10 protein-coding genes, 3 rRNA genes and 1 other RNA gene are annotated in these 12887 nt (G+C 42.2%); 1 reads left to right on the top strand and 13 read right to left on the bottom strand.

All coding sequences use genetic code 11. From position 1 onward, the window contains the following. Nucleotides 1–13: 13 nt before the first annotated feature. The 4 genes from LG276_RS00180 to LG276_RS00165 all read right to left on the bottom strand — a co-directional run bounded on the left by LG276_RS00180 (nt 14) and on the right by LG276_RS00165 (nt 2960). Entirely contained in the window at nt 14–454 is a 441-nt protein-coding gene (locus LG276_RS00180; RefSeq protein WP_224939114.1) for a YaaR family protein, read from the bottom strand. Nucleotides 455–472: 18 nt separating this feature from the next. Beyond that, nucleotides 473–802: a cyclic-di-AMP receptor gene (locus LG276_RS00175; RefSeq protein WP_095371306.1), complete on the bottom strand. Its 330-nt coding sequence runs from the start codon at nt 800–802 to the stop codon at nt 473–475. A 93-nt stretch (nt 803–895) separates the two neighbouring features. After that, nucleotides 896–1534: a dTMP kinase gene (tmk, locus tag LG276_RS00170; RefSeq protein WP_404293087.1), complete on the bottom strand. Its 639-nt coding sequence runs from the start codon at nt 1532–1534 to the stop codon at nt 896–898. Beyond that, entirely contained in the window at nt 1527–2960 is a 1434-nt protein-coding gene (locus LG276_RS00165; protein ID WP_404293085.1) for an aminotransferase class I/II-fold pyridoxal phosphate-dependent enzyme, read from the bottom strand. Before LG276_RS00165 ends, tmk begins: the two co-directional genes overlap by 8 nt. Nucleotides 2961–3126: 166 nt before the next feature. Between LG276_RS00165 and LG276_RS00160 the strand changes: the two genes are divergently transcribed. Then, nucleotides 3127–3315, top strand: a complete 189-nt coding sequence (locus tag LG276_RS00160) for a sigma factor G inhibitor Gin (RefSeq protein WP_224939111.1) — start codon at nt 3127–3129, stop codon at nt 3313–3315. Nucleotides 3316–3852: 537 nt separating this feature from the next. Here the strand turns inward: LG276_RS00160 and rrf are convergent. The 9 genes from rrf to ffs all read right to left on the bottom strand — a co-directional run bounded on the left by rrf (nt 3853) and on the right by ffs (nt 12864). Further along, nucleotides 3853–3969: ribosomal RNA gene (gene rrf / locus LG276_RS00155) — 5S ribosomal RNA — on the bottom strand. Nucleotides 3970–4044: 75 nt separating this feature from the next. Continuing rightward, a 23S ribosomal RNA gene (locus LG276_RS00150) occupies nt 4045–6977 on the bottom strand. Between the two features lie 225 nt (nt 6978–7202). Further along, nucleotides 7203–8751: ribosomal RNA gene (locus tag LG276_RS00145) — 16S ribosomal RNA — on the bottom strand. Together the 16S, 23S and 5S rRNA genes form the textbook arrangement of a ribosomal RNA operon. A 328-nt stretch (nt 8752–9079) precedes the next feature. Further along, a complete protein-coding gene (locus LG276_RS00140; RefSeq protein ID WP_224939296.1) occupies nt 9080–9343 on the bottom strand; it encodes a pro-sigmaK processing inhibitor BofA family protein in 264 nt (87 codons plus the stop codon). 85 nt (nt 9344–9428) lie between these two features. Next, the gene (locus tag LG276_RS00135) at nt 9429–9647 is read right to left on the bottom strand and encodes a YaaL family protein (RefSeq protein ID WP_095371311.1); all 219 of its coding nucleotides are present in this window, start codon (nt 9645–9647) and stop codon (nt 9429–9431) included. A 15-nt stretch (nt 9648–9662) separates the two neighbouring features. Continuing rightward, on the bottom strand, nt 9663–10259 hold the full coding sequence (recR, locus tag LG276_RS00130) for a recombination mediator RecR (protein WP_224939297.1): 597 nt from the start codon (nt 10257–10259) through the stop codon (nt 9663–9665). Nucleotides 10260–10424: 165 nt separating this feature from the next. Then, nucleotides 10425–10748: a YbaB/EbfC family nucleoid-associated protein gene (locus LG276_RS00125; RefSeq protein WP_373370968.1), complete on the bottom strand. Its 324-nt coding sequence runs from the start codon at nt 10746–10748 to the stop codon at nt 10425–10427. A gap of 21 nt (nt 10749–10769) precedes the next feature. Then, on the bottom strand, nt 10770–12467 hold the full coding sequence (dnaX, locus tag LG276_RS00120; protein ID WP_404293083.1) for a DNA polymerase III subunit gamma/tau: 1698 nt from the start codon (nt 12465–12467) through the stop codon (nt 10770–10772). Between the two features lie 131 nt (nt 12468–12598). After that, nucleotides 12599–12864: signal recognition particle sRNA large type (gene ffs / locus LG276_RS00115), an RNA gene on the bottom strand. Nucleotides 12865–12887: the final 23 nt, after the last annotated feature.

Below are 12887 nucleotides of genomic sequence, written 5' to 3'. Positions count from 1 at the left end.
GCTGATCACTCACTTACGTATATAAATTTATTAATAATCCTTTGATTTCTCCGATTTTACTAAGAATATCAATGGCACTTTTCTCTTGTAAAAGTAGGTCATCGGCTAGTTGAGCAAGCTTTTCATCAATCGTTTCTACAATTTTCAACGACCTACTTTGTCCTAGTTGATTCCAACTATGGGATTGCTTAATATCCAACCCATGCTCAACAGTCTCTTTCACAAAACGCTTAACAAGCATTTTGTATTTTGCTAAATCTTTAAAGCTCCTGGACTTAGCTACCCTCTGTCCAGCTGATTCTATATCACCTAAAAGCATTTGCATTTGTGTCATCTGCATTTTTTGACCACTTTTTTGCACAAGATCGTTAAAACGCACTTGCGATCCAATGGGATGCTTACTGTCTTGCCTTCTATTATCTATATTAAGACGTAAATCTTGATTAATCTTCATTTATGCCTCCAAATAGGTTTAGAAGTGATGGAATTGTTCTACTGGAAGAACAAATACAGTCGCTCCACCTACTTCTACTTCAACAGGGTAAGGAATATATGAATCGGCATTACCACCCATTGGTGAAACCGGCGCAACAAGTTGCTCTCTCGATTGGCAATTATCCTTAATGACCTGTAAGCATTTGTCTACTCGAATATCTTCCGTACCAATTAAAAAGGTTGTATTACCCGACTTTAAAAATCCCCCTGTACTGGCTAATTTAGTTGCACGAAAATTATGATCTACTAATGCTTTAGATAACTTATTACTATCTTGATCTTGTATGACTGCTAATACGAGCTTCATCATACCACCCTCCTATATCTTTACTTTCTTCTATTATATCAGTTATTCTATGCACAAACAGAGATATACTGACCGAATTTTTCGCCAAGTAGCTTAATCCTTATTTTGAAGTGCTTTTCTAACAATGTCCATCGTTTGCTCAAATACTTTTTCGACAGAGGCATCGGCATTTACAGTTTGAATGCGATTAGAAGATTGCTTCCGAACAATTTCATACCCTTCATATACCTTTTGATGAAACTGTAAATCTTCTAAATCTAAACGATTTACTTCCCTGCCCTTATTTTGATTAATTCTCTGTAACCCTCGTTCTGGTGCGATATCGAAGTACAAAGTCAATTGAGGCATGGCATTTTCAATGGCAAACTGATTGATGGACCAAACTTCCTCAATGCCAATCCCTCTTGCAAATCCTTGATATGCAATAGAGCTATCAACAAATCGATCACATAGTACAATCTTACCCATTTCAAGGGCTGGTAAGACCTTTTCAACTAAATGTTGTCTTCTTGCCGCGGCATAAAGTAACGCCTCTGTTCTTGCATCCATTTTTGTATTCTTCGGATCCAGTATAACAGCCCGGACCTGTTCAGCAATAGCAATTCCACCAGGCTCTCTCGTATGTACTACGTTATATCTTTCTGCTTCTAATTGTTTCTTAACCATTTCTGTAATCGTCGTTTTTCCTGCCCCGTCTGGACCTTCAATTGATATAAAGTAACCTTTAGTCATCCTTGTCCCTCGCTGTCTTATATATTTCTATGTATGATTGTTCTAAGTTTTTCTTGTTTTGAATTCGTGCACCTTTATTTAAATAACCTTGCAAACTAGTGATATGCTCTTTTGTAATTCTTTCACCTTTATATATTAAAGGAATACCAGGCGGGTATGGTGTCACCATTCGTGCGCTAATTTCACCAATCGCACTTGCAAAAGGAACGGTAACAATCATTGCTCCCTCTGGTACCTCTACTAATTCTGAATGCGATGGAATGGGATTCACCTTCACCTCTTTTTCTGCATTGGGAATGTCAGTACTAACTTCTTGCAATGCATCGATAATTTTATTAAAACGATCCTCATCGTCACACCTTAATAATGGAAGTACAAATAAAACATTTAACGGATCAGCTAGCTCTGTATAAATACCTCGTTTCTCTAGCAGCTCTTGTAGTTGATAACCACTCATATGTTTAAACTGTAATGCCAGTTTTAATGGATCATCTGTTGGCATAATGGCTAGTCCAGAAATATAACTTAATTTCTTCTTCAATTCTTTTATCCGTTGGACTAAATGTTTACCATCTTCTTCTGTATATTGACTGACAAAAAATCTAGCCATATCTAATGAAGCCATAATAACATAAGATGGGCTACTGGATTGCAACATACTTAAATATTCCTGTATGCTGTCTTCATCCACCCGATCACCTTGAATATGAAGAAAGGCCCCCATTGTCAAAGCTGGCAATGTTTTATGGGCAGATTGTATAACTACATCTGCTCCTAATTGTAAACTTGAGGGTGGGAAAAATCTTGTACTCGCTATAAAATGAGCACCGTGTGCTTCATCAACTAAAACTAATACTTTTTTTTCACGGCATAGTGCAATAATATCTTCTAATGGATACACTGTACCATAATAACTCGGATATGTAAGAATAACAGCTTTAATGTCTCCATACTTACTTAATGCTTCTTCAATATGAGTATAGGAAACACCTTCACTAATGCCCCATTCCTGGTTAAATTCAGGCAGAATAAAAATGGGTTCAGCTCCAATAAGCCTAAGGCCATTTAAAATAGACTTATGACTATTCCGTTGAACAAGCACACGGTCTCCCCTTTTTAATGTGCCACAAATCATCGCTAAATTACCTACAGTAGAACCATTTATAAGAAAAAAACTTCTTTTAGCCCCGTATAAAGTAGCAAGCAAGGATTGAGCTTCTTTGATTACATCTTCAGCAGAATGAAGGTCATCAAGCCCGCTGATTTCTGTCAAATCCAATCGTAAAAGTTGTCGAAAATAATCATCAACCTCATTCACTCCAGAGAGCAGACTCCCCCCTTTATGACCGGGTACATGATAATTCTCAGGCTTTCTTTTTATATGCTGTATTAATTTTTCAACTAACGGCATTTGTTTCTGATCCATTGAACGCAAATCCTTTTTATTAGTTTAAATAAATTTACTGTATAGACATACACCTATTGGTGATTACAAACATAAACTGTTAACAACTCACTTATGAGAGTAAAATTCTAAATATTGTATATATTTTATCATCATTGGCTATGATTGAATGTACGGAGGTGACATTGTGAAAACGTTTAATGAAAAAACATGTGTAATCTGTGAACAATCACAATCTACTGGTATCCACTTATATACTTCTTTTATTTGTATACAGTGTGAGGAACAAATCGTGAATACCGAAACAGATGATCCTCATTATAATTATTATGTCCAACAATTAAAAAGAGTCACTACACCTGAAATTTTATCTTAATTTCCCTTTTGCTTCTATACTTATCTTATGATCTTCTCTATTATTTTAACAAATATTAGGGAGTTTTTTTATTTTGGAAAACTATCTACAGTGTAGCTTTCATTATACGGAGCACTATGCATAAATCAACTTCTTCAAGAATCTGTAGCTACAATTGTTGAAAGATAAAGAGATCGTAAAAGTCCGAATTACATTCTTGCTCTTTTCTTTACTCACATGTGATGAACTAACGAAAGTTCATTTAATGACTCTCTAAACAAGCCAACAGTTTTTGACTAAGATAAGGTTTCCTAATCATTGCTATCATTGCTGATTTCCAAATCTTTTATATCACTTTGCCTTACTACAAGGAACAATTATCGTCGTGGTATTGATACAAACCACCATAGTCATTTTTTGATTTACTATTAAACCCTCAAACTCAACAATTTAAATTTAATATTATTATTTTCTCACTGTTATTTTTTAGGAGCATATATTTACTAACTCATATACACACAAAAAAGAGCACATACAAATGATGTGCTCTTTTATCTTGCCCGGCAACGTCCTACTCTCACAAGGGGACAGCCCCTAACTACCATCGGCGCTGAGAAGCTTAACTTCCGTGTTCGGTATGGGAACGGGTGTGACCTTCTCGCTATCGCCACCGGACTATGAAATTGTAAGGGAATCGTTCCCTCAAAACTAGGTAATGTTGAAGAAGATATTTATTGAGTAATCGCCTGTTTGGTTAAGTCCTCGATCGATTAGTATTAGTCAGCTGCATGTGTCGCCACACTTCCACCTCTAACCTATCAACCTGATCATCTTTCAGGGATCTTACTAGCTTGCGCTATGGGAAATCTCATCTCGAGGGGGGCTTCATGCTTAGATGCTTTCAGCACTTATCCCTTCCGCACATAGCTACCCAGCGATGCCTTTGGCAAGACAACTGGTACACCAGCGGTGCGTCCATCCCGGTCCTCTCGTACTAAGGACAGCTCCTCTCAAATTTCCTGCGCCCACGACGGATAGGGACCGAACTGTCTCACGACGTTCTGAACCCAGCTCGCGTACCGCTTTAATGGGCGAACAGCCCAACCCTTGGGACCGACTACAGCCCCAGGATGCGATGAGCCGACATCGAGGTGCCAAACCTCCCCGTCGATGTGGACTCTTGGGGGAGATAAGCCTGTTATCCCCGGGGTAGCTTTTATCCGTTGAGCGATGGCCCTTCCATGCGGAACCACCGGATCACTAAGCCCGACTTTCGTCCCTGCTCGACTTGTAGGTCTCGCAGTCAAGCTCCCTTGTGCCTTTACACTCTACGAATGATTTCCAACCATTCTGAGGGAACCTTTGGGCGCCTCCGTTACTCTTTAGGAGGCGACCGCCCCAGTCAAACTGCCCACCTGACACTGTCTCCCATCCCGATAAGGGATGTGGGTTAGAATTTCAATACAGCCAGGGTAGTATCCCACCGACGCCTCCACCGAAGCTAGCGCTCCGGCTTCTAAGGCTCCTACCTATCCTGTACAAGCTGTACCAAAATTCAATATCAGGCTACAGTAAAGCTCCACGGGGTCTTTCCGTCCTGTCGCGGGTAACCTGCATCTTCACAGGTACTATAATTTCACCGAGTCTCTCGTTGAGACAGTGCCCAGATCGTTACGCCTTTCGTGCGGGTCGGAACTTACCCGACAAGGAATTTCGCTACCTTAGGACCGTTATAGTTACGGCCGCCGTTTACTGGGGCTTCGATTCAAAGCTTCGCGTGAGCTAACCTCTCCTCTTAACCTTCCAGCACCGGGCAGGCGTCAGCCCCTATACTTCGCCTTGCGGCTTCGCAGAGACCTGTGTTTTTGCTAAACAGTCGCCTGGGCCTATTCACTGCGGCTCATCAAGGCTTTAACACCCTAATGAGCACCCCTTCTCCCGAAGTTACGGGGTCATTTTGCCGAGTTCCTTAACGAGAGTTCTCTCGCTCACCTTAGGATTCTCTCCTCGCCTACCTGTGTCGGTTTGCGGTACGGGCACCTTATTCCTCGCTAGAGGCTTTTCTTGGCAGTGTGGAATCAAGAACTTCGGTACTAAATTTCCCTCGCTATCACAGCTCAAGGTATATGACCATGGGATTTGCCTCATGGTCCCTCTAACTGCTTAGACGCACATCCAATCGTGCGCTTACCCTATCCTCCTGCGTCCCCCCATCACTCAAACAGAATACGGTGGTACAGGAATATCAACCTGTTGTCCATCGCCTACGCTTTTCAGCCTCGGCTTAGGTCCCGACTAACCCTGAGCGGACGAGCCTTCCTCAGGAAACCTTAGGCATTCGGTGGATGGGATTCTCACCCATCTTTCGCTACTCATACCGGCATTCTCACTTCTAAGCGCTCCACCAGTCCTTACGGTCTAGCTTCAACGCCCTTAGAACGCTCTCCTACCACTGAACATCAACGATGTTCAATCCACAGCTTCGGTGATACGTTTAGCCCCGGTACATTTTCGGCGCGGAGTCACTCGACCAGTGAGCTATTACGCACTCTTTAAATGGTGGCTGCTTCTAAGCCAACATCCTGGTTGTCTAAGCAACTCCACATCCTTTTCCACTTAACGTATACTTTGGGACCTTAGCTGGTGGTCTGGGCTGTTTCCCTCTTGACTACGGATCTTATCACTCGCAGTCTGACTCCCATGGATAAATCTTTGGCATTCGGAGTTTGTCTGAATTCGGTAACCCGATGAGGGCCCCTAGTCCAAACAGTGCTCTACCTCCAAGATTCTTACGCATGAGGCTAGCCCTAAAGCTATTTCGGAGAGAACCAGCTATCTCCAAGTTCGATTGGAATTTCTCCGCTACCCACACCTCATCCCCGCACTTTTCAACGTACGTGGGTTCGGGCCTCCATCCAGTGTTACCTGGACTTCACCCTGGACATGGGTAGATCACCTGGTTTCGGGTCTACGACCACATACTCATTCGCCCTATTCAGACTCGCTTTCGCTACGGCTCCGTCTGTCCAACTTAACCTCGCATGTAATCGTAACTCGCCGGTTCATTCTACAAAAGGCACGCTATCACCCATTAACGGGCTCTAACTACTTGTAGGCACACGGTTTCAGGATCTCTTTCACTCCCCTTCCGGGGTGCTTTTCACCTTTCCCTCACGGTACTGGTTCACTATCGGTCACTAGGGAGTATTTAGCCTTGGGAGATGGTCCTCCCTGCTTCCGACGGGATTTCTCGTGTCCCGCCGTACTCAGGATCCACTCTGGAGGGAACGAAGTTTCAACTACAGGGCTTTTACCTCCTATGGCGGGCCTTTCCAGACCTCTTCGTCTATCTCGTTCCTTTGTAACTCCGTATAGAATGTCCTACAACCCCAAGAGGCAAGCCTCTTGGTTTGGGCTAATCCCGTTTCGCTCGCCGCTACTCAGGGAATCGCGTTTGCTTTCTCTTCCTCCGGGTACTTAGATGTTTCAGTTCCCCGGGTCTGCCTTCCATACCCTATGTATTCAGGTATGGATCCTATCCCATAACGGATAGGGGGTTTCCCCATTCGGAAATCTCCGGATCAAAGCTTACTTACAGCTCCCCGAAGCATATCGGTGTTAGTCCCGTCCTTCATCGGCTCCTAGTGCCAAGGCATTCACCGTGCGCCCTTATTAACTTAACCATATGTTTGGGTTGCTTTCGCTTCCCTCACGGTTGTGTTTTTAAAAAAAGTTTAGTATCTCTACTCTATTACTATTATATAGAGAGAAAATAACTAAGGTGGCGATTACTCGGTAATCTTCTTCATTTACATTATCTAGTTTTCAAAGAACGATTGAATCGAGAGATTATACTCTCAAAACTGAACGAACAGTCTAACATCAAGTTAATTCCGTATATTCCTTAGAAAGGAGGTGATCCAGCCGCACCTTCCGATACGGCTACCTTGTTACGACTTCACCCCAATCATCTGTCCCACCTTAGGCGGCTGGCTCCAAAAGGTTACCCCACCGACTTCGGGTGTTACAAACTCTCGTGGTGTGACGGGCGGTGTGTACAAGGCCCGGGAACGTATTCACCGCGGCATGCTGATCCGCGATTACTAGCGATTCCGGCTTCATGTAGGCGAGTTGCAGCCTACAATCCGAACTGAGAATGGTTTTATGGGATTGGCTAAACCTCGCGGTCTTGCAGCCCTTTGTACCATCCATTGTAGCACGTGTGTAGCCCAGGTCATAAGGGGCATGATGATTTGACGTCATCCCCACCTTCCTCCGGTTTGTCACCGGCAGTCACCTTAGAGTGCCCAACTGAATGCTGGCAACTAAGATCAAGGGTTGCGCTCGTTGCGGGACTTAACCCAACATCTCACGACACGAGCTGACGACAACCATGCACCACCTGTCACTCTGTCCCCCGAAGGGGAAAGTCCTATCTCTAGGATTGTCAGAGGATGTCAAGACCTGGTAAGGTTCTTCGCGTTGCTTCGAATTAAACCACATGCTCCACCGCTTGTGCGGGCCCCCGTCAATTCCTTTGAGTTTCAACCTTGCGGTCGTACTCCCCAGGCGGAGTGCTTAATGCGTTTGCTGCAGCACTAAAGGGCGGAAACCCTCTAACACTTAGCACTCATCGTTTACGGCGTGGACTACCAGGGTATCTAATCCTGTTTGCTCCCCACGCTTTCGCGCCTCAGCGTCAGTTACAGACCAGAAAGTCGCCTTCGCCACTGGTGTTCCTCCAAATCTCTACGCATTTCACCGCTACACTTGGAATTCCACTTTCCTCTTCTGCACTCAAGTTCCCCAGTTTCCAATGACCCTCCACGGTTGAGCCGTGGGCTTTCACATCAGACTTAAGGAACCGCCTGCGCGCGCTTTACGCCCAATAATTCCGGACAACGCTTGCCACCTACGTATTACCGCGGCTGCTGGCACGTAGTTAGCCGTGGCTTTCTGGTTAGGTACCGTCAAGGTACCGGCAGTTACTCCGGTACTTGTTCTTCCCTAACAACAGAGTTTTACGATCCGAAAACCTTCATCACTCACGCGGCGTTGCTCCGTCAGACTTTCGTCCATTGCGGAAGATTCCCTACTGCTGCCTCCCGTAGGAGTCTGGGCCGTGTCTCAGTCCCAGTGTGGCCGATCACCCTCTCAGGTCGGCTACGCATCGTCGCCTTGGTGAGCCGTTACCTCACCAACTAGCTAATGCGCCGCGGGCCCATCTGTAAGTGATAGCAGAACCATCTTTCAATCTAATTATATGTATAAATAGATATTATCCGGTATTAGCCCCGGTTTCCCGGAGTTATCCCAGTCTTACAGGCAGGTTGCCCACGTGTTACTCACCCGTCCGCCGCTAATCTTTGGGAGCAAGCTCCCTCAGATTCGCTCGACTTGCATGTATTAGGCACGCCGCCAGCGTTCGTCCTGAGCCAGGATCAAACTCTCCAATAAAGTGTTTGATTAGCTCATTTGCACCTGTGGTGCTTTGTTGCTGATAAATCAGCTTTTTTAGAATTACGCTTGACGTTTTATGTTCGTTCAGTTTTCAAAGAACAATCTCATTCGCTTCAGAAGCGACTTTATCAATATATCATCCTACGCATTATATGTCAATGCTTTTTTAAAAGTTTTTTTCTTTAAAGTTTTAAAGGATGTTGTGTCGTTGTGACGACTCTTAATATATTATCAGCATTATATTAATATGTCAACAATATTTTAAAAGAAAAAATCAGTTACTAGAAATACGTAACTGATTACCTATCCCATTAGACTTTGACTCTTATATGACATACATTTCGATTGCCACTAGCGCGCATATACCCGGCACACCTAATATCCCACTAATGGCTACAGTAGCTATATTAATAGGCAAATGAATGCCAAATTGATTTCCTACTGTATTTAGTACAAATAATAAGAGTGCACCAATGATTATTTTTATAAGGCCTTGTCCAATCCACTTAATTGGTCGAAAAGAGGCACCCGCTACTAATAGAAAGAGAATGAGAATACCTAACCCTGAGATAATCCAAACTGGCTCCAAATAAAAAACCCCCTCTATTTAAGGAAACTTGTACAACCAATGTATGAACAAGCACCTAAAAAAAGACCTTGAGGAGGTATAAAAATTAATATCGAACACTAACGTTTCTTTTTTTTGCTTCCTTGAACAGATAAAAGTATTTTGCCTCAGCAAGCTTAGCTTCACTAATTGCTTCCGCTGAAGGATCAAAACTTTTTTCAATTAAAGATTTTTGATTCTTCCATTCATCTTTTAATTCTTTTAACTGATCTAATAACTTCTCATCATATTCCTTACGAAGCCATCCTTTTTTACGAAAGAACATCGCATACACCTCTCACTATACTTCTCTTCTTCCCTCTAAAGCTTTTGAAAGTGTTACTTCATCAGCATATTCAAGGTCTCCTCCTACTGGTAATCCGTGAGCTATGCGGCTCGCCTTAATACCAGAAGGTTTAATGAGACGAGATATATACATTGCTGTTGCCTCGCCCTCAATATTAGGATTGGTTGCCAAGATGACTTCTTGGACGGTTTCATCCTGTAATCGTTTTAACAAATCGGGAATATTAATATCTTCTGGGCCGATCCCATCCATTGGTGAAATAGCACCATGCAAAACATGGTACAAACCATTAAATTCCTTCATTTTTTCCATGGCGATAACGTCTTTAGGGTCTTGCACAACACATATGACTGATCGATCTCTTCTTTGATCTTCACATATATAACAAGGATCCTGATCTGTTATATGGCCACACACAGAACAATAAGATAGATTTCTCTTCGCATTCACTAATGCCTTAGCAAAATCTAGTACAGTGTCTTCTTTCATACTTAATACAAAAAAGGCCAACCGAGCGGCTGTTTTCGGTCCGATTCCTGGAAGCTTCATAAAACTATCAATCAGTTTTGATATCGGTTCAGGATAATGCATAGCTGTCTCCCCCTCTTTCATCAAAGACGAGAGCATTTGACCGAGAGACGTTTAACAACAAACTCTTTCTCATATAACTCTTCTCTTTGACTCTTAGTCTGATAGTGAATGGTTTAAAAAACGCCGCTCAGGAAAACCAGCGGCGCTTCTTTTCGTTTATCCGTATTAAAACATCCCAGGCAAGTTCATACCTTTTGTGAATTGCCCCATTGTATTATTTGTTAATTCATCACATTTTTTAATTGCATCATTTGTTGCTGCTAAAACTAAATCTTGAAGCATTTCGATATCTTCAGGATCAACAACTTCCTCTTTAATATTTACTTCTAAAACTTCTTTATGACCAGAAACAATGACAGTTACCATGCCACCGCCAGCTGTTCCTTCAATTCTTTCTTCTCCTAATTCTTCTTGCGCTTGCGCCATTTTCTTTTGCATTTTTTGCATTTGCTTCATCATATTTTGCATATTACCCATACCACGCATAATTCCTTACCTCCTAATATTTATTTAATCTTTAATTTCAATAAGATCTTCACCAAATAATTTCATTGCCTCAGATACAACAGGATCTTCTTCCTCATTTCCCATATCATCTGCCGTATCATCTCCATTCGCCTTTTGATACTGAAGAAATGATTGGCGAATGGACTGCCATTGTTCATCTGGTAAACCTAAGACCTGAAACCTCTTTCCGCTTAGTTCAAACAAAGATTGCGTTAGAGTTTCAATAAATTTATGATTCTCCATCGCCATTTGACAATGAATTTCATATTTGAATTTTATAATAAAAACTTGATCAGATGCAGCAACAGGCTCTGCTTCGTTTAATAATGCTGCTTGTGAGCGCATTTGATTGTGTACGAGGCGTTCTAACATTTCACCCCAATGACTTTTAACCATCATTAAGTCCTGTTTTGTTGCCTGCTTCAACACCTCATTTATTCGGCCTACAGGCGCTTGATATCCTTTTTTAGATACACGCTGTGGCTTTTTTGCTTGAGGTGCTACTGATTCTTCTGATACTTTAGCACCTTGCGCTTTTATTTGTGATAACTCTTTTTCTAATTGATCAATCCGTGTAATTAATGGTTGAACATCTTCTGCACTTTGCCCTTTAATTTGTTCTTGCTGACAAAGTTTCACAATTGCTACTTCTAAAAAAATTCTTGGATGATTCGTCCAGCGCATCTCTTGCTGGGTTTTATTTAAGTGTTCGATCAAATGATAAATTTGTTCTTGTGACACCTTTTCTGCTAACTCTATGAATGTTTCTTCTAAAAGAACTCTTTCCATCGATTCTTCAAGATTAGGTGCTGCTTTATATAATAGCATATCTCTATAATAAAGAATAAAATCTTCTACAAATCGTGCAGGATCTTTCCCTTGAAAAAGAAGTTCGCCTAATATTTCTAAGCCGTTAGCTGCATCATGATCAACGATAGCTGTTGCTAACTGATTAAGAAAACCTTGGGAAACAGCACCTGTAACGGCTAGAGCATCATCAACTGTTACACTCTCATCACTAAATGAAATTGCTTGATCCAATAAACTCAAGGCATCACGCATACCACCCTCAGCAGCTCTGGCTATAATTTGGAGTGCTTGGGTATCACAATGAACACCACTTTCATCTATAATCATTTGCATACGATTCACAATCGAAGTCGCAGTAATTCTTTTAAAATCAAAGCGCTGACATCTAGAAATGATTGTTAGTGGAATCTTATGCGGCTCTGTCGTTGCTAATATAAAAATAACATGCTGGGGTGGTTCTTCTAATGTTTTTAAGAGCGCATTGAATGCTCCCATTGACAACATATGCACCTCATCAACAATATAAACTTTATACTTAACCGCACTTGGTGCATATTTCACTTTATCTCTTATATCTCTAATCTCTTCTACACCATTATTAGATGCGGCATCAATCTCAATGACATCAGGTATGGAGCCATCAGTAATCCCTTTGCACGCATCACATTCATTACATGGCTCATTAATTGGTGCTCTTTCACAGTTTACGGCCTTAGCTAAAATTTTCGCCGCACTCGTTTTACCGGTTCCTCTTGGTCCAGTAAAAAGATAAGCATGCGAAATTTTTTCCTGAAGCAGGGCGTTTTGCAATGTTTTTGTTACATGCTCTTGCCCTACTACATCAAGAAATGTTTGTGGGCGCCATACACGATACAATGCTTGATAACTCAATTGGCACGCCCCCTTCTTTTAGTGTCGTATTTATTATAACGTATCTATTTTCTATTTTACAAAAAAGGATAGGAAAAAAACAAAAAACTCATTCTTGAAGAATGAGTTTTATAATTATATGTATATAACTGCCGTGCACCTATCTTCGACTGACGCCCATAAGCGTTACTTTAGCAGTTAGCTCAGCTCAGGCAACCCTGCGGCACATGAGAGAGTCCACTTAATGCTGCTTCCTTCCGGACCTGACATGGTTCATGGGTTCCCATTGCGCAGGACCCAAGCGTCAACACCACTTACTAAAGGCAGACCCTACAGGACATCAGCCTCAGAATAGGAATTCAGTCTCGCTAGAGCGGATTGCGAGTACAGGACACCGCTACCTTCCCACCTAGCACGGCAAAATTGATACCAATATTTAAG

It is taken from the genome of Cytobacillus kochii (genome assembly GCF_044790165.1).
Lineage (GTDB): Bacteria > Bacillota > Bacilli > Bacillales > Cytobacillaceae > Cytobacillus > Cytobacillus kochii.
This window is presented reverse-complemented; position numbering and strand designations above follow the sequence as displayed.